We start from the raw sequence: 25,176 nt of genomic DNA on the forward strand, positions 1-25,176 counted from the left end.
TAGCAGGAATTTTCAATTGAATGTTGAAAGATAGCATATTAGCTATTTTTCAAAGGTGGTGAACATAGATGGAGATTACAGACGTTAGGCTTAGACGAGTCAATACTGATGGACGTATGAAAGCAATCGCATCAATTACAATTGATAGTGAATTTGTTGTTCATGATATCCGAGTTATTGACGGGAATAACGGAATGTTTGTTGCAATGCCGAGCAAGCGTACGCCAGATGGTGAATTCCGTGATATTGCACATCCAATCTCTGCTACAACTAGAGAAAAAATTCAAGAGGCTGTATTAACGGTCTACAATGAACAAGAAGCAGAAGAACCAGTGCTACAGCCAGTGGCGGAAGGTGTATAAGCAAGGAATTATATGTATATACATACAAAGGGGAGCGTGGCTCCTTTTTTTGTTTGCTTGAAACTCTGACCAATTTAAGATATATTTTTTATGAGACCATAAATCATAGATGGAGGTGACATGGTGTCTAAAGAAATTTATGCTCTTATCCTAGCAGCGGGAAAAGGTACTAGGATGAAGAGTAAACTGAATAAAGTGCTCCACCCGGTGTGTGGACTATCGATGATTGAACAGGTTATCCTGCAATTAAAAAGAATGTCAATCCATCAGATAGGTATCGTTGTTGGTCATCAACATGAACAGGTTATTAGTGCTCTTGATTCAAGCTATAGATATATAGAACAGAAGGAACAGTTAGGCACAGGACATGCAGTTAAAGTGGCAAAGGACTGGCTTGCTGACAAACAAGGGACAACATTAGTTTTGTGTGGCGATACACCACTATTAACAACTGCTACCCTAAGCAAAGTGATAGATTTACATACAGCTAATAAAGCAGCATGTACAATATTAACTGCAATAGCAGATAATCCAACAGGCTATGGTAGGATTATCCGAGACCAGGATGGCAAAGTAATAAAGATTGTTGAACAAAAGGACGCTTCGGAAAAGGAAAGAGGAGTTAAAGAAGTTAACTCAGGTATATATTGCTTTGATAATCAGAAGCTATTTAATGCCCTTGAGCGTATCACAGATAATAATGCTCAGAACGAATATTATCTGACTGATGTAATCGAAATATTAAATGGCGATAACCAAACAATTTTGCCTTGTGTAGCAGAAGATTTCGATGAAATAGTCGGTGTTAATGACCGCGTTGCACTGGCAAAGGCTAATGAAATTTTACGTAGACGAATCCTGCAGTACTGGATGCGTGCAGGGGTTACAATTATAGATCCTAACAACACATATATTGATAGCTTGGTGGAATTAGGGCAGGATATAGTGATATATCCAGGAACATATCTACGTGGTCTAACAAAGGTGGCAGATGATTGCAGCATTGGTCCTAATACAGAGATTGAAGATTGTACAGTAGGCGCAGCATCAATTATTAAGCAGAGTGTAGTGCTCAAATCTGATATTGGGAAGTCAACGCATGTTGGGCCTTTTGCCTATATCAGACCAGGTAGTCAGATTGGTGATGACGTTAAAATCGGTGATTTTGTAGAGATTAAGAACTCGAAAATTGGGAATAGCTCAAAGGTATCACACTTAAGCTATATCGGAGATGCTGTAATTGGTAATGATGTAAACGTAGGCTGTGGTTCAATTACTGTGAACTACGATGGCAAAAACAAACATCAAACTACTATAGATGACGGTGCTTTTATAGGCTGTAATTCAAACTTAATTGCACCAGTTACTGTTAAACAGAATGCTTTTGTAGCTGCAGGATCTACGATTACTAAGGATGTTCCTGAAAACTCCCTAGCATTCGCTAGAAGCCGACAGACGAACAAGCTTAACTATAGAAAAGATTAAGTAATTGATTAAGATTGAAAAACTACTGATTAAATAATTATGGAGGTAAGTCAAAAAATGTGGGAAAATTGCGATACAACCAAAATGAAATTGTTTTCCTGTAATTCGAATCCGAATTTAGCAAAGGCTATCAGTGAATGCACAGGTATTCCACTAGGTCGTTCAGAAGTGGTAAAGTTTAGTGATGGAGAGATTAACATTAACATTGAGGAAAGTGTTAGGGGTGCTGATACATTTGTAGTTCAATCTACCAGTAGCCCTGCTAATGAGCACATTATGGAAATGTTAATTATGGTTGACGCATTAAAGCGTGCATCAGCTAAAAGCATTAACTTGGTTGTACCATATTATGGATATGCCCGTCAGGACCGTAAAGCTCGCGCAAGGGACCCGATAACAGCTAAATTAATAGCTAATTTAATTGAGAAATCGGGAGCCGACCGTATAATCTGTATGGACTTGCATGCGGGTCAAATTCAAGGATTTTTCGATATACCATTAGATCACCTGATTAGCATGCCTATATTCGCGGAATACTTTATGAATAAGGGGCTTAGTGACGTTGTAGTTGTAGCACCTGATCATGGTGGTGTAACTAGGTCAAGGAATTTAGCACAGAAGCTTAATGTTCCTATAGCAATTATTGACAAACGCAGACCAAAGGCAAATGTTGCAGAGGTTATGAATATTATCGGTGATGTTGAAGGCAAAACCTGCTTGATGATTGATGACATTATAGACACAGCCGGAACAATTACACTAGCTGCAGCGGCTTTAAAAGAAAAAGGTGCGAAGGCAGTCTACGCAGCCTGCACGCATCCTGTATTATCAGGTCCTGCAATTGAAAGACTTCAAGCATCTGAGATTGAGGAGTTAATAGTGTCAGATACTATAGCCTTGCCTACAGAAAAGCTAATACCTAAAATTAAAATTTTATCAGTGGCTCCACTCATAGGAGAAGCTATTATCAGAATTCATGAGCGCCTATCGATAAGCAAGTTGTTTGATTAGAATATAATAGTAATATAAATAGAAGGTTGGAGCCTTCTATTTTTTTCCGTTTTCAGAATAGGAAGAGTGGAAAGAGCGACACTGTTAAGGAGATGAAAATAATGAAGCTAATTGTGGGCTTAGGAAATCCAGGGCAGCAGTATAAAGATACACGACATAATGTTGGCTTTATGCTCGTCGATGAACTAGCTAATGAACTTGGTATAAAGGTAGAGCAGTCTAAGTTTAAAGGACTTGTTGGAGAAGGTCGCCTTGAAGGTGGAAAAGTCGCGCTACTTAAACCAATGACATATATGAATCTAAGTGGCGAATCGGTCCGGGCAGCAATGGATTGGTATAAATTAGATGAGCAAGATATACTAGTTGTATATGATGATTTAGATTTAGAGGTTGGTAAGCTACGCTTTCGTCCTAAGGGTGGGGCTGGAGGACATAATGGAATTAAATCACTAACAGCCCATTTAGGTACAGAACAATACTCAAGACTGAAGATTGGAATTGGACGTCCAGTACACGGAGATGTTGTAAATCATGTATTAACCAAGTTTTCTAGCGAAGAGCGAGATATTATTGATGAAAAAATTAGCTATGGAATTAAAGGTATCAAGGAGTTTATAAAAGGTTCAGATATTCTAGAAGTAATGAACCAATATAATTGATTAAATATGGATAATCCTAACGCAACTGGTCATACTATAGAGAGACTGCGGCTACCTAGAATCACTATCTAGAATCGTGTAGCTAGTATGAAAGTTGAAGGATGAGTCCGATGAAATATATTTACCACTGTAAGCACTGTCGTACTATTATTGATGAAATAGAGGCTGACCAGGAAACAATTAAAAAACTAGGATTATCGGATTTAACTCCAGAAGAACAAGCAGAACTTATGGCATATAATCAACAATCACAGAGTATGTATGTTAAGACGCTATGTGATTACTGCTATGAAGCGCTAAAGGCTAATCCAGAGCTTTTTTTAATAGGGAAGCCTTTGCATTAGTAGTATAAAAAAACTAAACGTAAAAAGTAAGCATTAGCTTCAGAAGAGGTGCACAGATGCAATTTTTAAGAGAAGAGCTATGCAGGGATGCAGATTATCAATCTTTAATAAAAGGGATTGATATGAAGCTAGATACCCAAGTAGCTACAGGTATGACTGGGTCGCTAAAGTCTATCTGTATTGGTTCGCTGCAGCAGGATATAAATCGCCCCGTAGTTGTTATCGCACATACTATGGCGCAGGCACAAAAGCTTTATGATGATTTACTAGAGTTGCATAATGATGGTGTATATCTATATCCTGGCAACGACTTTTTTATGATGGACTATATTCAACAAAGCGAGAATGAAGTTGCTCAGAGACTAACAACAATACAAGCAATCTTGGCTAACAAAGCGCAAATTATAATTGCGCCTATTTATGCTGCAATAAAACCAATTTCACCGCCAGAAGTCATGGAGGTATGCTTTCGTGACTTAATTACAAACACTGAAATCGATATAGGTGAGCTTACTAGCTGGTTAATCGAAACAGGCTACGAGCGAGAAGAAAAAGTTGAGAAGCCAGGTCAATTTAGTGTCCGTGGTGGGATAATTGATATATTCCCATTGACGGAATCTGAGCCGTGTCGAATTGAAATGTTTGATGTGGAAGTTGAGTCTATTCGCCAATATGACCCATTAACACAACGGTCAAATAAATCGCAGGAGAAGATTACTATCACTCCATGCACTGAATGGCCTGTTTCAAAAGTACAATTAAAAGAGCTTGGCGACCGACTGCAGCTAGCATTGGATGAGTTTTCTGCGAACAAAACTAAGAATCAGCTAGAGCCGTACAAAGAACACATTGTGCCTGATATTGAATTGCTTCAAGAGGGCCTTTTGCCTGAGCATATAAGTAAGTATACTAATCTAGTATATGATAAAAACTATACACTACTAGATTATATTACTGACGACACAATTATAGTGATAGATGAGCCTGGGCGTATTTTAGAAAAAAATAAAGAAACAGAAAAAGAGTTTGCCGAGTGGATTACGTCCATGATGGAAGCCGGTAGCTTATTACCTGAGACTTTTCCAATGTACCAGGGGGATTATGTCTTTCAAACAAAGCACCAAAAAATTCTCCTGCCGATGCTGCTAAGAAAGTTTTCTATAGTTCAGCCTAAGAATATAGTTAGCTTTGTCGCCAAATCTGCTCAAGAGTTCCATGGACAAATGCACTTATTGCAACAAGAGATGGGCCGCTGGCAGGGATGTCAGTATCAAATATACGTATTAGTTGCTAATAACGAGCGCCGCGAACGAGTCCTTCGCATATTTGAAGATTATGAGATTAAAGCTGCGAATGTGCATATAGGCCAATTACATGCGGGCTTTGAATTGCCATCTAATAAGCTAGTAGTACTTACCGAAACTGAAATATTTGGCAGAAAACAGCGAAAAGTAAAAAAAGCAACTAAACAGGCTAACAGCGAACGAATTAAATCATTTCAGGATCTGCAGCCAGGGGATTACGTGGTTCATATTAATCATGGGGTTGGTCGATACCTAGGGATTGAAACACTTAAGGTAAACGATATTCACCGCGATTATTTACGTGTACAATATGCGAAAAACGATTCTCTATTTGTCCCGATTGATCAAATGGAGCTTATCCAAAAATATATAGGCGGAGATGACAAGGCGCCTAAAATAAATTCCTTAGGCGGTACGGAGTGGAAGCGTGCTAAGGGCAAAGTTAAGAAGGCTGTTCAAGATATTGCAGACGAGCTTATAAAATTGTATGCTACTCGGACAATGAGTGAAGGATTTGCGTTTAATAAGGATTCAGAGTGGCAGAAGGAATTCGAAGCAATGTTTCCGTATGAGGAGACAGAGGATCAGCTGCGTTCAGTAAGAGAGATAAAAGAAGATATGGAAAAGGTTTATCCGATGGACCGTTTATTATGCGGAGATGTTGGATACGGCAAAACAGAAGTCGCTATCCGCGCTGCTTTTAAAGCTGTCCTAGATGGCAAACAGGTAGGTGTATTAGTTCCAACGACAATATTGGCCCAGCAGCACTTTGAAAATTTCAAGGAAAGATTTGCAGGCTATCCAATCAGAATTGCCGTATTAAGCCGCTTCCGAACACGCAAAGAGATTACTGACAGCTTAAAGGCTTTAAAGCGTGGAGAAATTGATATTATTATCGGCACGCACCGATTATTGTCTAAGGATGTAAGCTTTAACGACTTAGGCTTACTGATTATAGATGAGGAGCAACGCTTTGGCGTAACCCATAAGGAAAAAATAAAACATATAAAAAAGAATGTAGATGTACTCACCTTAACAGCAACACCTATACCAAGAACCTTGCATATGTCTTTGCTAGGGGTTAGAGATTTAAGCTTGATTGAAACACCTCCTGCTAATCGTTTTCCTGTTGAGACCTTTGTTATGGAATATAACCCTATATTTATCCGTGAGGTTATCGAGCGGGAAATTGGCCGTGGTGGGCAAGTGTACTTTGTGCATAATAAAATTGAGGGAATTGAGCGGCTTGCCGAGCAGCTCAGGGCTTTAATTCCAGATTTACGGGTTGTAATTGGACATGGACAAATGGGCGAACAGAGATTAGAGAAAGTCATGCTAGAATTTTTAGATCGGCAATATGATGTGCTCATAAGTACTACAATCATTGAAACGGGGTTAGATATCCCGAATGTTAATACTTTAATAGTACATGATGCAGATAAGATGGGCCTATCTCAGCTATACCAACTCAGGGGGCGTGTAGGCAGGTCTAACCGTGTTGCGTATGCATATTTTACTTACCAAAAGGACAAAGTCTTAACTGAGGTTGCAGAGAAGCGTTTGCAGGCAATTCGCGAATTTACTGAGCTAGGATCAGGATTCAAAATAGCTATGCGTGACCTAGCTATCCGTGGTGCGGGTAATTTATTAGGTGCGGAGCAGCATGGCCATATAGCTGCAGTTGGATTTGAAATGTATAATCATTTACTAGCTGAAGCGGTGGAGAAGCTAAAGAACAAGCAAGACGGTAATACTGAAGAAGCCGTAGAGCCGATTATAGATATTAATGTGAACGCTTATCTGCCAGACACATATGTTAAAGACTCGATGCAGAAAGTAGAATTGTATAAGAAAATGTCGAAGGTTAGAGATATAGAGCAAGCACATGAAATTGAGGAAGAGATGCTTGATCGTTTTGGCCCACTTCCAGAAGAGGTTGAGTTATTACTAGCTGTTACACGCATCAAATCCTACTGCTATACCTATCGGGTTACCCATATCGAACAGCAAGGAGATATAATAGTAATCAAATTACATCCGAGTGAGAATAGCAGAATAAACGGGCAAAAGCTGTTTGAAAGGGCAACTAGATTTGACAATCGTATACAATTACAGGCTGGACAATACATAGGTATTGTTGTTAATATTAAAAAGTTAACACAGAAAGAAATAGTTGAAATCTTAGAAAAATGGATGTATAGTTATCAAGGAGTCTGTGAATCTGAACATCAAGACACTGATTCCGTAAGAAAAAAAGGAGTGGGATAGATTGTATAATAAAAGCAAACGCATTATGTTTTTAGCAATAGCAGTACTACTAGTCGCAGTACTTGTAGTTGGATGTGGGCAGAGAGATGCTGTAGAGCCTGAGCCAACAATGGACTTTGAAGCTTTTAGAGCAAGCGTTGATGCAAACCAAGTCATTGCAGAATTAGAAGGTACAACCTTAACATATGGGGAAATGTTTGAACAGTTAGAAGCTGAAGATATATTACAGCCAGGTATTGCAGACTACGCAGTAGAAGATATGGACATGCTTGCAGGCTATGCAGAGCAGCTTGTAATCCGCAAGCAAATATTTGAAGAAGCAGAAACTGCAGGATTTCAGTATGACCAAACAGTATTAGACGAAGAGATGCAAAACGTGTTGGCACAATATCCTGACTTAACGGAACAGGAACAAGCAAAGCTTAGGAGCTTATTAAACCACTATATTACGATTACTGAGTATTTAAATGACCAAGTTTCAGAGGAAGATGCACGGGCTTTCTATGAAGAAAACCCAGGCGAGTTCACTACAGCATCTGTTCGCCACATATTAATAGCTTTTGAAGGCCGCTCTGAAGAAGAGGCTTTAGAGCTAGCAAATAGCCTAACTGAGCGCATCCGTGCTGGTGAGGACATGGCGGAATTAGCTGAGGAATACACAGAAGATCCTGGTAGTCAGGACGCAGGCGGTTTGTATGAAAATCAGCCAGTAATGCTTTGGGTTCCAGAGTTTAAAGAAGCAGCTTTAACATTTGAATTAAATACCGTTGGAGATCCAGTAAGGACAGAATTTGGCTACCATGTAATGCGCGTTGAGGAACGAAATGTGACGGCGTTTGAGCAGGTAGAGGGTATGATTAAAGATAGCAGAGCTTCTGAAGTTTTCATGGAGTATCTAGATGCTGCTCAAGGTAAGGTAACAGTAAACCTGTAAAGGGAAAATATATAAGTTAATGCCCAGGATTGGTAATCAACCATCCTGGGTTTTTTATATATTTTTTAGCACTTAAATATCCATGAATAAAACAATTATGGTGAAGTATACTAATGCTGACAAAACTTCATAGGGTTATTAGTTATTGGTACAATTCATAATCAAAATGAAAACATACAAGAAAGAGAGGCCATATAATGAAAGCAACAGGAATCGTACGTAGAATTGATGACTTAGGGAGGGTGGTAATCCCAAAGGAAATAAGAAGGACATTACGTATACGTGAAGGTGATCCATTAGAAATTTTTGTTGACCGTGATGGAGGAGTAATATTAAAGAAATATTCTCCAATTGGTGAACTAGGTGATTTTGCAAAGGAATATGTCGAAGCGCTATTTGAAAGTACTGGTCATATAGCAGTGATTAGTGATCGTGACCATGTAATAGCAGTAGCTGGAGCGGCAAAGAAAGATTTCATAGATAAAGAAGTCGGAGAAATTATAGAGAATGCTATGGACCAAAGGAAGGTAGTTAAAGAAACTACGGCAAATGAAGCTGAGCTATTAAAAAATGTTCAGGAGTCATATACATCCTATGCAGTGGCGCCAATTATCTCTGGTGGTGATCCGATTGGTGCAATTGCGCTAGCAAGTCAAAAGGATGGGAAAAAAGTTGGCGACCTAGAGGTTAAGTTAGTTGAGACAGGTGCAGCATTCTTAGCAAAGCAAATGGAGAATTAAATACAAAGCTAACAAGTTTTTAGACGGCCTAAAAAGTTTTATGGTCGTCTTTCTATTTAAAGATTTTGAGTAATGTTTTTAAGATATTTTTTCAACAATGTAATAAATGGTAGCGTCTGTGCTATAATGATTGCTGTAGGTAATTAGGAAGGGGTAACAACTTGAAGCAAAAATCATTCGTACAGGGTGCTGTTATTTTGGGCATAGCTGCACTGATATCAAAAACATTAGGTGGCATTTACCGCATACCTTATCAGAATATTGTAGGCAACGAGGGACTTGCTTTATTTAATCTGGTATACCCGATGTATACAACCCTGTTAGTTATAAGTACAGCAGGCTTTCCGATTGCCGTATCGAAATTTGTTTCGGAGCGTATTGCCAGGGGCGATATAGAAGGTGCTGAACGGGTTTTTAGGATTGCCTTTGTAATAATGATGATTACGGGATTACTTAGCTTCTCGGTGCTGTTTTTTGGTGCAAACACACTTGCTGGGCTTATGGGAGACACTGGAGCCGTATTATCAATCAAAAGCATCTCGTTTGCGCTTTTGCTAGTGCCTATGATAGCTGTAATTAGAGGATACTTCCAAGGCTGGCAGGAAATGATGCCAACAGCAGTATCACAGGTAGCGGAGCAAATAGTTAGGGTAATTACAATATTAGTTTTATCATACATATTTATTCAGACTTCCGTGGAGCTTGCCGCTGCAGGTGCAGTTTTGGGAGCTTTTACAGGGGCGAGTTTATCAATAATAATATTAGCCCTATACTTTTGGCGACATAGAAGTGTAGTTGCTGATGAAAGACAGCGCTTACTAGGTCATTACGAACATTATGTTAAGGAGCAAAAGCATAAAGAGCCATTACTGCCGCTATTGAAGAAGATGACTGTGTACGCACTTCCGATATGCTTTGGTATGCTGGTGCTACCGTTATTTAACCTTGCTGACTCATACACAGTTATTAATATATTAACCTGGTCCGGCATGGAAAGCCTAGATGCCCGTGTTATTTTTGGGGTATATTCTAAGGCACTACCGTTAGTACAGATAGCAGCATTGTTTGCAACTGCCTTATCACTTGCGTTAATCCCGTCTATTTCTGAGGCAAAGTCACTGCAGCAGCATAATGTTATCAAGCGGAGAACATCATTTGCCCTTCGCTTAACGGTTATTGTTGGTTTGCCAGCTGCTTTTGGGTTATCAATCCTTGCTGAGCCGCTAAACATTGCGCTATACAACGAAACAATTGGTACAGACATAATTATGGTACTTGCCTTTGCAACTGTTTTTAGCACCTTAGAAATTACTACAACGGGAATACTGCAAGGGATGGGAGAATCTAAGGCTCCAGCGATAAATCTATTTATTGGTTTCTTAGTTAAAGTAACATTAAACATTGCCTTGATTATCTGGATTGGTATAATTGGAGCGGCAATTGCAACTATAGTGGCATACTTAATAGCAATGACACTAAACATGCGTGATCTTAAGAAACACACTGGGGTAGAATATAGATGGCTTGATATCGCAATTAAACCCTTATTAGCTACCTTCATAATGGCAATTGTAGTGTATACGTCTGTTCTTATAACGACACCGTTATATCAAGCATTTCTTGGTATGAGGCTTGCCCAAGCCTCTGTATCTGCTACTGGGGTCTTACTTGGAATTGTAGTTTATGGAGTAGCACTATTAGTTACTAAATCGATAACGATTGACGAATTAGAATTAATACCGAAGATTGGTCCAAGATTAAAACGGTTACTTCTTCGCCTTAAAATAAAACAAGGATAGGGGTGTTTGTATGGAGAGAAAGTTGTATATAATGGGACTAGGGGCAGGCTCGTTAGATGCTTTAACATTACAGGCGTATAGACTTTTACAAAAAGGCTACCCCATATATTTACGCACTGAGCGACATCCTGTTGTTGAATTACTAAATCAGGAGCGACTAGCTTATAAGAGCTTTGATTATGTGTATGATGAAGCAGAAAATTTTGATCAAGTATATGTGGAGATAGTTCAACAGCTACTAAACATTACAATGAATAGCACCACACCAATCATTTATGCAGTACCAGGCCATCCGATGGTAGCAGAACGTAGCGTAAAACAGCTAAGGGAGCAAGCAAAGTCGTCAGGGATAGAAATAGAGCTTGTTAGTAGTAGCAGTTTTTTAGACGATATGTTTAACTCTTTATGTATTGATCCTAATGAAGGATTTATCCTATTAGATGGACTAGATTTTGATGAGACATTGCTAGATAGTCGCATGCATGTAATTATTACACAGGTGTATAATCAAGAGGTTATGTCGGAAGCAAAGCTAGCATTAATGGAATATTATCCAGAAGACACAATGGTAACAGTTATTAAAGCCGCAGGGGTTAAAGATTTGGAGCGTATATGGACAATTCCAATTTATGAAATTGACCACATCAATGATATTGATCACTTAACGGCTTTATATATTCCTAAGGGTAGCCAGCTAATACAACAGAAGAGCTTCGGACAACTAGTTGATATTGTTAAGCGCCTTCGAGGTCCAGATGGTTGTCCTTGGGACCAAGAGCAGACACATGACTCGCTAAGGGGGTATTTAATAGAGGAGACTTATGAAGTACTAGAAGCTATTGATAGTGGCGATGTAGATAATTTAATGGAAGAGCTAGGGGACTTGCTACTGCACGTAGTTATGCATGCGCAAATAGCTAAAGATGAAGGAGAATTCTCAATCTACCAAGTAATAGAGACGATAGCACGCAAAATGATTCGTCGTCATCCCCATGTATTTCAAGGTGACAAGGTTGAGAATGTCGAGCAGGTATTAGAGAACTGGGACGATATCAAAAAGCAGGAAAAGGCTTGCAAGCAAGCTGGTGAGCAAGTAGAAAGCATTCTAGATGGTATCCCTAAAGGCCTTCCGATGCTAATGTATGCCTATAAGCAACAAAAAAAGGCAGCGAAAGTTGGCTTTGATTGGGACCTAGAGTCACAGGTTTGGGACAAGCTGCATGAGGAATTGAAAGAGTTGGAAGAGGCTGAAACAACAGCTCAAAAAACGGATGAACTAGGGGACGCACTATATGCCATAGTTAATCTAGCTAGATTTATGGAAATCGACCCAGAACAAGCTTTACATAATACTTGCCGTAAGTTTGAGCACAGGTTCCGCTATATTGAAGAGCAGTTAAAAAAAGAAGGTCTGAGCTTTAAAGATGTAGATTTAGAGTGGATGGAAACTCAGTGGCAGAATGCAAAAAAAGTTAAAAAGTGATAAAAAAATTCTATAAAAATACAACAAATACAATAATATAGCAATTTTTATGGAATTTTAGACTTTTTTTGGTTTAAAAAGCAGGAATTTTAGTTATAATAACGAATATGAAAAATGGATACAATTAAAGGAGGCATACTTTTATGAATAAAGTAGAACTTGTAAATCAAATGGTAGAGAGCACTGGTCTTAAGAAAAAGGATGCAGAGGCAGCTTTAGCTAGCTTTATGGACGCTGTTACTGACGCACTAGCAAAGGGTGACAAAGTTCAGTTAATAGGTTTTGGAACCTTCGAAACTCGTGAGCGTGCTGCGCGTTCTGGTAGAAACCCACAAACTGGAGAAGCTATCACAATTCCAGCTGCTAAGGTACCAGCATTTAAAGCAGGAGCTAAACTTAAAGAAGCAGTTAAGTAGTAATGCGGTTAGACAAATTTTTAAAAGTTTCTCGTTTAATAAAACGAAGAACACTAGCTAAAGAAGTATGTGATAGTGGCAGAATTGATATAAATGGTCGTACAGCAAAAGCTGGAACAGAAGTGAAAGAGCAAGATATTATTACAATTAATTTTGCCAGAAAAACACTTATTGTAAGAGTTTTGAAGCTGCAAGATTCGGCCAAAAAAGCAGATGCTGCAGATATGTGCGAAATTATTGAAGAAAAATCAATACCAAGTTCAGAAGATGATTTCTGGAAGAACAATTAACCTCTTTAATTAAAGGGGTTTTTTTGTTCTAAGTTAGACAAACTCTCATACATATAAAGTAATAGAATTGTAATGGGAGGAATTTCGTATGGAAACCTATCAAAAAAAGCTGGACAAAAAAATAGTAAAGCACGAAATTAAGATTGTAGATCGCAAAGTACTAGAGGTGACGGGAGTTATAAACATTGAAAGCTTTGACAGCCAAGAATTCCTGTTAGAAACAACCTGCGGATATTTAGCCGTCAGAGGCGACAACCTACATATCAAAAACCTAAACCTAGAAGAGGGTTTAGTAGCTATTCAAGGAAATTTATTTGATATGGGCTATATTGATGAAAGCATTACACCTGGAGAGAAAGCAAAGGGCTTTTTCAGTAAACTATTTAGATAATTGAGGTGTTATGGTGGAATTTCAAGCTCAGTATCAATTATTGCTGTACATGTTTCTTACAGGTGCAGGTCTTGCTGCAGTCTTTGAGTCCTACAGACAATGTCATAATATTTATAAATTTCATAAGCTATTACTGCATTTGTTAGACTTTGTTTTTTGGGTAGTAGCTGCTCTGCTAGTTTTTTCGATTTTGTTTGTTAAAGCTGGAGGGGAATTGCGTTTTTACAGCTTAGTTTTTTTAGGACTAGGGGCAATCTTTCATTATTATTTTATTAGAAGAGTGACGATTAGAGTTACGCATACAGTTATTAGAATAGTTACAGTAACTGTTAACATATGTAAAACTATTATATATTATTTAATTATTAAACCAATTTTATTGCTATGGTATATAGCTAAAATGATATGGCAATTAATATTAAAAGTTTGGTCTTTCTTATTGCTAATGCTAACGACACTTGTCGGCGTCATAGGAGGTATGCTAAACTGGACATTACAAAGGGGTAAAAAGCTCTTTAAAATTAAGAAATAAGTTAGGTGAACCTAATGTACCGTCCAATAGAGTCAAACAATACCTCAAGCCAATCAAAAAGAGAAAAATTTACTAATGCTAAAAGTGGTACTAAAAAATTAGCAAAATGGAAAAAACTATTATTGTTAATTTTTTTGGTGTATTTACTATTTATAGGCAAAGGGATTTATTCACAGGAACAAACGATAAGTGAAAAGCAGCAGGAACTAGAGATTCTGCAGCAGGAATATAGTGCTATTAAATCAGAAAACGAAGTGTTAGAGAGCCGATATAACCGTTTACATGATGAAGATTACATAGCTGAAATTGCCCGCCAGAATTATTATCTATCAAAGCCAGGGGAGATATTGTTTATTGTTCCCCAAGGGAGATAACTTATTGACAGATTTTTCGACCTTCAAGTATAATAGATATGATTGATTTGCTAAGATTCTAAGGAGGAACATTGTAGTTATGACAATTGAAGTAGGCAGCAAAGTTGAAGGTAAGGTTACTGGTATTACTAACTTTGGGGCATTTGTAGAATTGCCAGGTGGTATTACAGGACTTATCCATATTTCGGAAATAGCTGAAGATTACGTAAAAGATGTTAATGAGCATTTAAAACTTAACGACAAAGTATTAGTCAAAGTTATTAATGTTGACGAGAAGGGGAAAATTGGTTTATCCATTAAGCAGGCGGTGAACAAACCAAAGCCTCAACAGAGAAGAGTTCCTCAAATATCGATGGACGATAAGATCAATCAGTTTTTCAAAGACAGTGAAGAGAAAATGGCTGCCTTAAAAAGAAGCTATGATTCTAAACGTGGAAGTCGCGGTCCAAGAAAGGGCTAAGAACTTATTTTATATAGTTGCTTTTATAAATTTATTTATGTATATAAAATCGTCACTACAATTGTAGTGACGATTTTATTTCGACCTTACCTAGCTTTACTCCAGATTTCTCAAAAAGCTCAATTGCATATTCCGAATTGCGATAATCATTTTCCCAATAGACAGCTTTAACGCCAGCTTGTATTAAAGCTTTCGCACAATGTAAGCACGGGAAATGGGTTACGTAAGCCTCGGCTCCCTCTGTAGATACACCGAATTTTGCACATTGTAAAAGGGCATTGATTTCGGCGTGGATTGTGCGGACACAATGGTTATCCACGACTTTACAGCCGACATCGATACAATGCTCGTCCCCAGTAATAGAGCCATTATAGCCTCCCGCTATTGTGCGGCGATCCTTTACTAAAACGGCCCCAACAGATAAGCGCTCACAAGAACTACGCAATGCTAAGATTTTTGCCTGGGCCATGAAATATTCATCCCAAGATATACGATTACTCATAAGCAAAACCCCCTGACTTGTATGTAAAATAGTTTTTTTATTTAAGTTTCGACGAATTGATACAGAAACAAGCTAATAAATACTAGCACTAATTAGTATTTAACCATATTAAAGCCTAAAAAGCATGTTTTTTATAAAGCTTTTAGTGATATTTGTCGTAAAAAAATCTAGCTATTGGTACGAATTCTGACAAATTTTTAAGTGCTAGGCCCCTATAATGAAACATACAACAAAAAAATTGAGGGGTGTAATTATGCTAGCTAGATTTTTGGAAAGGGTAAACTTTAGTAGTAAGTGGAAAGATGGATTTACCAACATGAAGAATAGCATAAGCGCTATAGCAGGAGGGGCACTATTTATATACGTTGTTGGATTTTTATTAGGAAAAGCTATTATCCTTAATGATTTAGCTCCGTTTGCAATAGCCTTCTTCGCTGTAATGCTACTCCGTAAGCCTGCAATTGCAAATATATTGGCAGTAGTTATAACGTTAGGGGCCTTAACGGTAAGCTGGCAGCATGCTATTTATATAGGTGGAGCGATTTCACTGCTAATGATAGCGTACGGTTATTTAGAGAAAAAGGGTCAGCAGGATGTATCGTTACTACCCTATCAGGTCTTAGCTGCAACCATCATATCTAAAGTTGCAGTGCTCTATTGGTTAACGGAGCTGACAAATTATACGTTTGTAATGGCAGGTCTTGAGAGCGCACTCGCATTGTTATTAACGTTGATATTTGTTCAAGCAGTACCAATTCTATTCGGGAGAATGACCTCCAGAATTCTAAAAAATGAAGAGATTATCTGTGTGTTTATATTAATAGCCTCCGTACTAATAGGAATGAGTAATTGGGTTTGGTATGGTGTGCACATGGATCAGATTATGGGCGGATTAGCTATCATCCTGCTTGCTTATGCAGGCGGGGCAGGAATCGGTGCTGCGATTGGTGTAGTTATAGGATTAATAATGAGTCTAGCAAACCCATTGCTTATGAGTCAAATTGCTATTTTTGCCTTTGCTGGCTTACTAGCAGGACTACTAAAAGAGGGTAAAAAAGTATACGTAATGGCAGGCTTCTTCATCGGCTACATTACCTTGTCCATCTATATGCGGCCAGGAATAGATTTATACCCTGTTTTTGTAGAAATATTTTCAGTGTTCTTCTTATTTTCATTAGTACCTAAATCAGTTGTGAATTACATAACGGGCTTAATTCCAGGCACATCAGCTAACATGTGGAATCAACAGGAATATAAGAAAAAGGTAAAGGAGCTGGTTTCGGGTAAGGTTGATCGCTACGGATATATGCTTGGGGAGCTTGCTACAACATTTGAGACAAAAAATATAAAAAGGAATCAGGAGGCTGATTTTCAACAACTAATAGAGCATGTCGCCGATATTAGCTGCCAAAACTGTAATCGCTATAATCGTTGCTGGCAAACGGAATTTTATAAGACATATCAAGGATTTGTAGATATCTTTATCAGATTTGAGTCAGGAGAAACAGTAAGTCATCAGCGTCTGCCTAAAGACTTAAATGCTAAGTGTGTAGACAAGAAAAGATTGCTAGAGGTATTGTATCAGGAGTTCAAAGCCTTTCAAAAAGAATATTACTGGAAGGGACAGGTTGAAGAGTGTAGGGGGTTATTAGCGGAACAGTTGAAAGGTATATCACAGGTAATGGGTCAGCTATCAGTGGAAATTTCTAAGGAGGGGTTAGAGTTTTCTAAACAAGAGGTCGAGATAAGTCGCGCAATGGAAAAGCTAGGTTTATCGATTCAGCATGCACAAATTGTAAGTCTTGAGAAAGGAAATATTGATATTCGTGTAACGAAGAACGGCTGCGGACAACGTGATGAATGTGAGAAAATTTTAGCGCCAATGATAACGGATATAGTCGGTGAAAACGTATCAACTAAAAACAAGCGTGGGTGCAACTGTGCAAACGAGGAGTGTATCCTAACGATTGCTTCAGCGCCAGTATATGAGGTTGAATACGGTTTTGTTTCAATTGGCAAGGGCGGGACCTTCGTATCTGGGGACAGCTACGAGGGGATAGATTTAGGGAACGGAAAATACGTTTTAGCGATAAGTGATGGAATGGGTAACGGGCAAAGGGCACGGGAAGAAAGCCAGGCAGCTATAAAACTGCTGAAAACCTTGCTGCAAGCTGGGCTGACAGAAGATACTGCAATTAAGACTATTAATGCAGCCTTAATGCTTCGCTCATCAGAAGAAATGTTTGCTACATTAGATTTGGCATTCATTAATCTATTTACAGGAGAAACTAAATTCATGAAGGTTGGCTCTTCGCCAAGCTTTATAAAAACAGGCAAGGATGTTGAGATTGTTAATGGAAGGAGTTTGCCAGTAGGAATATTGCATGAAATACAATATTCCCTAGAGCAGAGAGTATTAAAGCAGGGTGATTATATATTAATGGTATCGGACGGAATTCTTGACTCCATACGCCATGTTAACGATAAAGAAGATTGGCTAAGGCGTATTCTGTTACAGATAAGCTGTGACGACCCGCAAGAAATCGCCGATGTTATTGTTGAGAAGGTATTAAGATTTAATGAAAATGAGGTGATTGATGATACAACTATTTTAGTAGCGAAGATTATGCCATATCAGCCAGAATGGGCAAGTATATCTATACCTGACAGTAAGAAGCTGGTAACCGCTTAAGTAAAATTAGAAGGAGGCAATTACAATCTATTAAATAGATTACTAGAGGTATAATCAATAGATTTCTGGGAAAACTGAGATACCAAAGCAAGTATTTCTTGGAGGTGTCTCAGTAATGGCAGAGATGAAACAGGTATTATTAATAACTGATGGTTGTTCTAACGTGGGCGAAGATCCAGTAGATGTTGCTAGGGAATTAGCTAGAGAGAACATCACGGTAAACGTAATAGGGATTATCGACCATGGAATGATTGGACAGAAAGGAATCGCTGAAGTACAATCAATAGCTGCAGCTGGTAATGGTATATGTGAGATTGTAAAAAGCCAGGATTTAAGCTATACCGTTCAAGCGGTCACACAGCAGGCGGTTGAGCTAACTATCGAACATGTTATTAACCGGCAGCTAACACAGATAATCGGAGATAATAGAGGTATTCAAGCACTAGAACCAGATAAACGAAGTGAAGTTGTTGAGTACATGGAGGATTTAAGTGAGCAGACACCGTTAAAGATTGTCCTACTAATAGATGTAAGTGCAAGCATGAAACAAAAAATGAAGGATGTTGAAGAGGCCATATATAATCTTTCACTTAGCCTCCAGGCTCGCAGTGGAAGTAGCGAAATTGCAGTTCTAGCATTTCCAGGAAGTATCCAAGAGCATACGAAGACGCTATCGGAATTTACGAAAGAGCCAGGCCTGATGCTAGAGCTTTGCTCTACACTACAAGCGAGGGGCGCAACGCCTACGGGGCCTGCTTTGATGGAAGCGCATAGTGTTCTAAGCAGCGCTAAAGACTATGTTGTCTAAAGGCGAGCTACTAACAGGTGCCTGGCATAAGCATACCTATCGTGTCCTCCACGAATTGGGACGAGGAGCAATTGGTGTTGTCTATTTAGTAGAAAAGACAGATAATGGGCAGCTGTGTGCTATGAAGGTAGCTGCCTCTATGCAGTCCATAGCAGCTGAGTATAAAAGGCTTGAAAAAATTCAGGGGAAGGTTCAAAGCAGACACTTTGGACCTCTTTTGTTTGAACTAGATGATGTTCAAATACGCAATCAAAAGCTTTATTACTATACTATGGAATACATAACAGGAGAAAGTCTGAAAGCATATTGCGAAAGCCTTAATGGGCACAAAAGCCTTAACGTACATAAAAGCTTAACTACACATAATAAGTGCGAGCTTGAACAGCATCAATATTTAACCTGTGTTTATCAAATAATAGAAAACCTCACAAAGCTCCATAAAAAAAATCATATTTTTTGTGATCTTAAGCCAGAGAATGTCATTATAGATGCAGATGATAAGCGGGCGAAATTTGTAGACTTCGGTGGTGTAGTGCCTGTGGGTCGAATGGTTAAACAGTATACAGTGCTATATGATCGCGGCAGCTGGAAAATGGGCAGCAGAAAGGCAGATATCAATTATGATTTATTCGCTGTCGGGATATTATTGATACAGGGATTTGTTGGTAAAGAATCACTACAGACGGCACAGAAAAACCCGCTACCAATTTATGCATTGTATGATATAATACACAAGAAATTAGAACCAAAATACAAACAAATTTGTATTAAGATTTTTTCGGAAAAGTATCGGAGTGCTAAGGAGCTACAGGGGGATTTTAGCAAGGCATTATCTTTAAAAAATAAGGTTGTTGTATCTGATACATATAAATTTAAATCGCGAACTGGATTTTATGGGCGCATCGGTAAGCTCGTGGGTATTATAGATATAGCCTTCTGGGTTTCTTTTTCATTTATGCTTGGTAGCATTTATTTGGTTTTAAAATGATGCAAGGTAGAGTGATGTGGTATGTCAATTAACACGACTATAGAGAAATATGATTTTGATAAAACCATGGAGTTATGCCAGTTAGCTGGGAAAATCATGCTCTACTCAGGCGGTGAAACCTATCGAGTCGAGGATACTATTATTAGAGTTGCCAATGCCTGCGGACTAGATGCAGAGAGCTACGTTACACCGACAGGCATTTTCATCACCTTATATGATGGAGCGAAGTCGCAAACATCAATGACTAGACTTAACCATCGAACAATTGACTTAAACAAGGTGAGTTTGGTTAATGGGGTTTCTAGGGAGTTATCAACGGGAGTAATTGATCCTCAGGCTGCCTACGAAAAACTAAAAGAAATTTTCAACGCTCCATTAAGCTATTCTAAGTCTGTAATTAACGTGTGGGCTGGAGTTGCGAGTGGTAGCTTTGCTTATCTGTTTGGAGGCACCCTGCCTGACGTAATAATAGCTGGGTTTACAGGTGCTATGGTAAATATAATCCTAAATCATCTCCTGCGTTATCAGGCGAGTATATTTTTAGCAACGTTTTTAGCTGCTATAAATGCAGGGCTATTGTCCGTGCTAGCAGTATCAGTAGGTATAGGGCAACAGTTGAATACGATTGTAATAGGTGGAATTATGCCGTTGCTTCCTGGGGTTGCGTTAACTAACGCAGTTCGGGATATGATTGCTGGAGATTTAGTGTCGGGGGTTACGAGGGCAGCGGAGGCAGTATTAATTGCAGCAGCAATAGCAGCTGGTATCATTGTCATATTGGCATTAGTGATTTAAGGAAGATTACATTGGAGGATTATCTATGGAGCTAATAATTGAGACTACCTTTGCGTTTTTAGCCGCAGCAGGCTTTTCAATATTATTTCAGGCTCCGAGATCCTGTGTTCTTAGTACAGGATTCGTTGGCACCTTAGGCTGGATTGTCTTTAGACTCTTGAGTATGCTGGAGGTACCGCACGTATTAACGGTATTCTTTGCTTCTATCACAGTAGCGACGGCATGTGAGATTATGGCAAGAAGACATAAGGTGCCAGTGACGGTATTTGCTATTTCTGGGATTGTGCCCTTAGTTCCAGGTAGCTTAGCGTATTCGACAATGTATAGCCTTGCAGAAGGAGACTACTTCCGCGGACTAGAATTAGGCACTAAAACATTCTTAGCTGCTGGTGCTATTGCTGCTGGGCTAGTGTTTGTTGGATCACTTGTACGGGCTATTAAATATCGAGGTGAGAAGCATGGAGCAAAATCTGTTATCCACCATCAGAAATAACATACTAGAATTAAAAGACAAAACACTTATAGTAGGTGTTTCCGGTGGGCCAGATTCTATAGCATTACTTGATTGTTTGGCTCGACTTCGCACAGAATTAAACTTAACCTGTATAGTAGCACATTTAGAGCATGGCTTTCGCGGACAGGTTAGCAAAGACGACGCTGCGTATGTACAGCGCTTTGCTGAAGAAAGAGAACTAATATTTCGAATGAAAGCAGTAAACATGCCAAAAATTGTCCAAGAAGAGCATGGATCAGCTCAGGAATTAGCACGGGAGCAACGCTATCAATGGTTTACTGAATTATCCGAGGAATACAAAACTCCCTACATTGTGCTTGGACATCACCAAGATGATCAAATAGAAACTGTTCTTATGCGTATAATTCGAGGAACTTCTCCTGCAGGACTAGCGGGCATAGAAGGAAGAACAAAACGAGATAGAATAATAATTATAAGACCGTTGCTAAATATAGAAAAACAGCAGCTTGAAGAGTATTGCGTGAGTGCTGGGATTACACCTAGGCTGGATGCGTCAAATGCCGACAACCATTATTTGCGAAATAAAATCAGGAATTGTTTACTACCACAATTAACTAAAGAATATAATGATAATACTAAGCAAGCATTATTGAATCTGTCAGACTTAGCAAGGGAAGATGATTTATATTTTCAGAAAATAGCTGAAAAAGAAGTTAAGAACGTACTTGTAAATGTAATTGCAAATGAACAGTATCATTTAAACCGTTACAAAATGGTAAATATGCATATTGCTTTACAAAGGCGAGTACTTCTACTAATATTATATTATCTTAAAAAGGAAACACGCTTTCAAAAAAAGCATATAGATAGTATCATCGCTTGGATAACGGCTAAAGAATCAGGGGGCTTAATGCAGCTGCCTGCAGGTATATTAGTTAGTCGTGAAGCAGAATCAATAATTATCTATAAAGAGCGGGAAGAATTAACTCCGTTAAAAATGCAAAAACTTAACTTAGGAAAAAATCTTCTTTCAAATGGAAGCATAATAGAGCTAGCTGTTAGCATATGCGAGTCAGGTAATCGCTACAAAAATACTGTTAATACAGTGTATTTCGATAAAAACGAGCTGCCTGCAGGCTCACTTTTCTGCAGAAGTAGAAAAGACGGCGATCGGATGACAATTTTCGGTATGAATGGCAGCAAAAAAGTAAAGGACATTTTAATTGATGCTAAGGTTCCGTCATATGAACGCGAACAGATTCCAGTCGTGGTCAGTGAAGACGAAATTCTTTGGTTAGCAGGTGTTAGAAGAAGTAATGTTGCGCCTGTGACTTCAAAGACTAAGGAAGTAGTAATGATTCAATACATAGACAACTAGTTTTGAGGAGGCAATTATGCACAACGACGTTTTGGAGGTATTACTTACAGAAGAACAAATTCAACAAAAGACAGCAGAGCTAGGAAGGTTAATAAGTGAAGATTATAAGGACAAAAACCCCTTAATCATTTGTGTACTTAAAGGTGCCGTAATGTTTATGGGTGACCTTCTGAAAAAGATAGAGGTACCGCTAGAGATTGATTTTATGGCTGTTTCTTCCTATGGAACCTCAACCGAATCCTCGGGCGTAGTAAGAATTGTCAAGGATTTAGATACAGAGGTTGCAGGCAGACATGTAATCATAGTAGAGGATATAATTGATAGTGGCTTAACATTATCATACCTATGTGACATGCTACATCGCAGAAATTGTGCTTCACTAAAAATTGTTGCATTATTAGATAAGCCGCACAGAAGAAAAGCCGAAATTAATATTGACTATAAAGGATTTGAAATACCAGATGCATTTATAGTAGGATATGGGCTTGATTATGCAGAGAAGTATCGTAACGTTCCGTATATATTTATACCTAAGCCAGAAGTTTATTCAAAAGCTTAGAATAAGTTGCTCGACATAGTAATGCTATGGTAATATAATGTTTGTATGCTTTTTTTGTTTCACATGCGTAAATGAGAGAGGAGGCACCCTATGAACCGTTTTGTCCGCAGCACAGGCTTCTATCTGCTAATTATAGTGCTGACGGTAGGAATAATTAACGTAATTGCTAAGGAAGAGCCCGTAATTGAGGATCTGAAATACTCAGATTTTAGGGAGCATTTATATAAGGACGAAATCTTAGATGTTACGATTATTCCTGACGGATTAGCCTATAGAGCTGAAGGTACACTAGTTGATGGCACAGAGTTTGTAGTATATTTGCCGTGGACTGAGAGGATACCTGAAGAGCTTTTGCAAGTAGTAGATTTTGATGTTCAACCACAAGAAACTCCATCCCCATGGGTAAGCTTACTAATGGGAATGATACCTTTTATTCTAATTCTTGTTCTGTTCTTCTTCTTATTAAACCAGTCACAGGGTGGCGGTAATAAGGTAATGAACTTCGGTAAGAGTAAAGCTAAACTCTATACTGAGGAGAAAAAGAAGGTCACATTTAAAGATGTGGCAGGTGCAGATGAAGAGAAAGCAGAGCTTGAGGAGATAGTAGATTTCCTTAAAGATTCAAGCAAGTTCACAACTGTTGGAGCTAGAATTCCGAAGGGTGTATTATTATACGGACCACCTGGAACTGGTAAGACATTAATTGCCCGTGCAGTTGCTGGTGAAGCTGGAGTACCATTCTATAGCATAAGTGGTTCCGACTTCGTAGAAATGTTTGTCGGAGTTGGTGCTTCCCGCGTTAGGGACTTATTCGATACGGCAAAGAAAAATGCCCCATGTATTATCTTTATTGATGAAATTGATGCCGTTGGTCGTCAGCGTGGTGCTGGACTTGGTGGTGGTCACGATGAGCGTGAACAAACACTTAACCAGTTACTTGTAGAAATGGACGGCTTTGGTGAAAACAGCGGTATTATTATCATGGCGGCAACGAACAGACCTGATATTTTAGACCCTGCATTATTACGTCCTGGACGTTTTGACCGTCAGATTACAATTGGTAAACCTGATGTAAAGGGTAGGGAAGAAATCCTTAAGGTTCATTCACGTAATAAGCCATTAGGCGCAGATATAGAACTAGGCGTTGTTGCTCGACGCACACCAGGATTTACTGGTGCTGATTTAGAGAACCTTCTAAATGAGGCTGCACTTTTGGCCGCTAGAAAGGGAAGGGATAAAATCGCTAGTACAGATGTAGAAGAGGCAATTGACCGTGTAATTGCTGGACCATCAAAGAAGAGCAGAGTAATTAGCGAATTTGAGAAGAAAATCGTTGCCTATCACGAAGCAGGACATACGATTGTTGGTTATTATTTGAAGCATGCTGACGCAGTTCACAAGGTATCAGTAGTTCCTCGTGGAGGTGCGGGCGGTTATACCGTTATGCTACCTAAGGAAGACCGTTACTTCATGACAAGGTCAGAGCTATTAGACCGTATTACTGGATTACTTGCAGGACGTGTAGCAGAAGAAATTGTGCTTAAAGAAGTATCAACAGGTGCACATAATGACTTCCAGCGTGCTACTGAGATTGCCCGTCGTATGGTAACAGAATTCGGTATGAGTAAGCTCGGACCAATGCAGTATGGACGTCACCAGGAACAAGTTTTCTTAGGTAGAGATATTAACACAGAGAAAAACTACAGTGACGTGGTCGCCCATGAGATAGATAACGAAATGCGTGAAATTATCGCTGACTGCTACGAGAGCGCCAAGAAGCTTCTACAAACTAATTACGATAAGCTTGAGCTGATAGCGAAAGGTCTTATGGAAAGAGAAACATTAGAGGCTAATGAGATTGAAATGCTTATTGAAAAAGGCTATCTTGAAGACGAAGAAGGCGTAAGAATTCACATAAACATGAATCCTGATAAAAAGGTTGACAATGAGCTGAAGCATAAGGATTCTAAGAAAAATGCTTCTGAGCAGGAAGCTCCTAAAAAAGAAACATCAGAGCAGGAATCTTCTACTAAGGAAGAACCTAACCAGGAGCCTAGCCAAGCTGGTGAAGACACTCAGGATAATGAAGACTCGAAGAAAAACGAGAAATAACCTGTAGTGGCGAAT

25 protein-coding genes are annotated in these 25,176 nt (G+C 38.9%); 24 read left to right on the forward strand and 1 reads right to left on the reverse strand.

Translation table 11 applies throughout. The annotated features are described in order from the left end of the window. The first annotated feature begins 68 nt into the window (after positions 1 to 68). The 16 genes from spoVG (at position 69) to BHF68_RS14190 (ending at position 14,852) form a co-directional block, all read left to right on the forward strand. Complete coding sequence (spoVG, locus tag BHF68_RS14115; RefSeq protein ID WP_069644318.1) at positions 69 to 362, forward strand: septation regulator SpoVG; 294 nt, start codon at positions 69 to 71, stop codon at positions 360 to 362. A gap of 120 nt (positions 363 to 482) precedes the next feature. Beyond that, positions 483 to 1,847 carry a bifunctional UDP-N-acetylglucosamine diphosphorylase/glucosamine-1-phosphate N-acetyltransferase GlmU gene (gene glmU, locus BHF68_RS14120; RefSeq protein WP_069644319.1) on the forward strand — a complete coding sequence of 455 codons (1,365 nt, stop codon included), beginning with the start codon at positions 483 to 485 and terminating at the stop codon, positions 1,845 to 1,847. A gap of 57 nt (positions 1,848 to 1,904) precedes the next feature. Continuing rightward, on the forward strand, positions 1,905 to 2,858 hold the full coding sequence (locus BHF68_RS14125) for a ribose-phosphate diphosphokinase (RefSeq protein WP_069644320.1): 954 nt from the start codon (positions 1,905 to 1,907) through the stop codon (positions 2,856 to 2,858). Positions 2,859 to 2,959: 101 nt separating this feature from the next. Then, positions 2,960 to 3,517 (forward strand): aminoacyl-tRNA hydrolase, encoded by a 558-nt coding sequence (gene pth / locus BHF68_RS14130; protein WP_069644321.1) that lies wholly within the window; start codon positions 2,960 to 2,962, stop codon positions 3,515 to 3,517. A 110-nt stretch (positions 3,518 to 3,627) separates the two neighbouring features. After that, entirely contained in the window at positions 3,628 to 3,861 is a 234-nt protein-coding gene (locus tag BHF68_RS14135) for an anti-sigma-F factor Fin (protein WP_069644322.1), read from the forward strand. A 56-nt stretch (positions 3,862 to 3,917) separates the two neighbouring features. Further along, the gene (gene mfd / locus BHF68_RS14140) at positions 3,918 to 7,433 is read left to right on the forward strand and encodes a transcription-repair coupling factor (protein WP_069644323.1); all 3,516 of its coding nucleotides are present in this window, start codon (positions 3,918 to 3,920) and stop codon (positions 7,431 to 7,433) included. Between the two features lies 1 nt (position 7,434). Beyond that, complete coding sequence (locus tag BHF68_RS14145) at positions 7,435 to 8,367, forward strand: peptidylprolyl isomerase (RefSeq protein WP_069644324.1); 933 nt, start codon at positions 7,435 to 7,437, stop codon at positions 8,365 to 8,367. Between the two features lie 197 nt (positions 8,368 to 8,564). Continuing rightward, positions 8,565 to 9,107, forward strand: coding sequence for a stage V sporulation protein T (gene spoVT / locus BHF68_RS14150; protein WP_069644325.1), 543 nt, complete (start codon positions 8,565 to 8,567; stop codon positions 9,105 to 9,107). Positions 9,108 to 9,268: 161 nt separating this feature from the next. Further along, positions 9,269 to 10,906, forward strand: a complete 1,638-nt coding sequence (locus tag BHF68_RS14155) for a putative polysaccharide biosynthesis protein (protein ID WP_069644326.1) — start codon at positions 9,269 to 9,271, stop codon at positions 10,904 to 10,906. 10 nt (positions 10,907 to 10,916) lie between these two features. Then, entirely contained in the window at positions 10,917 to 12,389 is a 1,473-nt protein-coding gene (gene yabN / locus BHF68_RS14160; protein ID WP_069644327.1) for a bifunctional methyltransferase/pyrophosphohydrolase YabN, read from the forward strand. Positions 12,390 to 12,532: 143 nt separating this feature from the next. Further along, the gene (locus BHF68_RS14165; RefSeq protein ID WP_069644328.1) at positions 12,533 to 12,805 is read left to right on the forward strand and encodes an HU family DNA-binding protein; all 273 of its coding nucleotides are present in this window, start codon (positions 12,533 to 12,535) and stop codon (positions 12,803 to 12,805) included. Between the two features lie 2 nt (positions 12,806 to 12,807). Beyond that, positions 12,808 to 13,095, forward strand: a complete 288-nt coding sequence (locus tag BHF68_RS14170; protein ID WP_069644329.1) for an RNA-binding S4 domain-containing protein — start codon at positions 12,808 to 12,810, stop codon at positions 13,093 to 13,095. An 88-nt stretch (positions 13,096 to 13,183) separates the two neighbouring features. Next, complete coding sequence (gene yabP / locus BHF68_RS14175) at positions 13,184 to 13,486, forward strand: sporulation protein YabP (RefSeq protein ID WP_069644330.1); 303 nt, start codon at positions 13,184 to 13,186, stop codon at positions 13,484 to 13,486. Positions 13,487 to 13,499: 13 nt separating this feature from the next. Then, complete coding sequence (gene yabQ, locus BHF68_RS14180) at positions 13,500 to 14,018, forward strand: spore cortex biosynthesis protein YabQ (protein WP_069644331.1); 519 nt, start codon at positions 13,500 to 13,502, stop codon at positions 14,016 to 14,018. 14 nt (positions 14,019 to 14,032) lie between these two features. Next, positions 14,033 to 14,392: an FtsB family cell division protein gene (locus BHF68_RS14185; RefSeq protein WP_069644332.1), complete on the forward strand. Its 360-nt coding sequence runs from the start codon at positions 14,033 to 14,035 to the stop codon at positions 14,390 to 14,392. Between the two features lie 79 nt (positions 14,393 to 14,471). After that, on the forward strand, positions 14,472 to 14,852 hold the full coding sequence (locus BHF68_RS14190; protein WP_069644333.1) for a S1 RNA-binding domain-containing protein: 381 nt from the start codon (positions 14,472 to 14,474) through the stop codon (positions 14,850 to 14,852). A 55-nt stretch (positions 14,853 to 14,907) separates the two neighbouring features. Here BHF68_RS14190 and BHF68_RS14195 read toward each other — a convergent pair whose 3' ends face one another. Next, positions 14,908 to 15,354, reverse strand: a complete 447-nt coding sequence (locus BHF68_RS14195; RefSeq protein ID WP_069644334.1) for a ComE operon protein 2 — start codon at positions 15,352 to 15,354, stop codon at positions 14,908 to 14,910. Positions 15,355 to 15,607: 253 nt separating this feature from the next. Here BHF68_RS14195 and spoIIE point away from each other — a divergent pair, with 253 nt between their 5' ends. The 8 genes from spoIIE to ftsH all read left to right on the forward strand — a co-directional run bounded on the left by spoIIE (position 15,608) and on the right by ftsH (position 25,161). After that, positions 15,608 to 18,046 (forward strand): stage II sporulation protein E, encoded by a 2,439-nt coding sequence (gene spoIIE / locus BHF68_RS14200; RefSeq protein ID WP_069644335.1) that lies wholly within the window; start codon positions 15,608 to 15,610, stop codon positions 18,044 to 18,046. 115 nt (positions 18,047 to 18,161) lie between these two features. Then, complete coding sequence (locus BHF68_RS14205; RefSeq protein ID WP_069644336.1) at positions 18,162 to 18,854, forward strand: VWA domain-containing protein; 693 nt, start codon at positions 18,162 to 18,164, stop codon at positions 18,852 to 18,854. Continuing rightward, complete coding sequence (locus tag BHF68_RS14210) at positions 18,844 to 19,842, forward strand: protein kinase domain-containing protein (protein ID WP_069644337.1); 999 nt, start codon at positions 18,844 to 18,846, stop codon at positions 19,840 to 19,842. The genes BHF68_RS14205 and BHF68_RS14210 overlap by 11 nt, the downstream gene beginning before the upstream one ends. Positions 19,843 to 19,863: 21 nt before the next feature. Next, positions 19,864 to 20,637 (forward strand): threonine/serine exporter family protein, encoded by a 774-nt coding sequence (locus tag BHF68_RS14215; protein WP_069644338.1) that lies wholly within the window; start codon positions 19,864 to 19,866, stop codon positions 20,635 to 20,637. Between the two features lie 25 nt (positions 20,638 to 20,662). Further along, entirely contained in the window at positions 20,663 to 21,130 is a 468-nt protein-coding gene (locus BHF68_RS14220; protein WP_069644339.1) for a threonine/serine exporter family protein, read from the forward strand. Further along, positions 21,096 to 22,490 carry a tRNA lysidine(34) synthetase TilS gene (tilS, locus tag BHF68_RS14225; RefSeq protein WP_069644340.1) on the forward strand — a complete coding sequence of 465 codons (1,395 nt, stop codon included), beginning with the start codon at positions 21,096 to 21,098 and terminating at the stop codon, positions 22,488 to 22,490. Before BHF68_RS14220 ends, tilS begins: the two co-directional genes overlap by 35 nt. Positions 22,491 to 22,506: 16 nt before the next feature. Beyond that, positions 22,507 to 23,049: a hypoxanthine phosphoribosyltransferase gene (hpt, locus tag BHF68_RS14230; protein ID WP_069644341.1), complete on the forward strand. Its 543-nt coding sequence runs from the start codon at positions 22,507 to 22,509 to the stop codon at positions 23,047 to 23,049. A 90-nt stretch (positions 23,050 to 23,139) separates the two neighbouring features. Next, the gene (gene ftsH, locus BHF68_RS14235) at positions 23,140 to 25,161 is read left to right on the forward strand and encodes an ATP-dependent zinc metalloprotease FtsH (protein ID WP_069644342.1); all 2,022 of its coding nucleotides are present in this window, start codon (positions 23,140 to 23,142) and stop codon (positions 25,159 to 25,161) included. The last annotated feature ends 15 nt before the right edge of the window (positions 25,162 to 25,176 follow it).

Origin of the sequence: Desulfuribacillus alkaliarsenatis, from assembly GCF_001730225.1 — a bacterium.
Taxonomy (GTDB): Bacteria; Bacillota; Bacilli; order Desulfuribacillales; family Desulfuribacillaceae; genus Desulfuribacillus; species Desulfuribacillus alkaliarsenatis.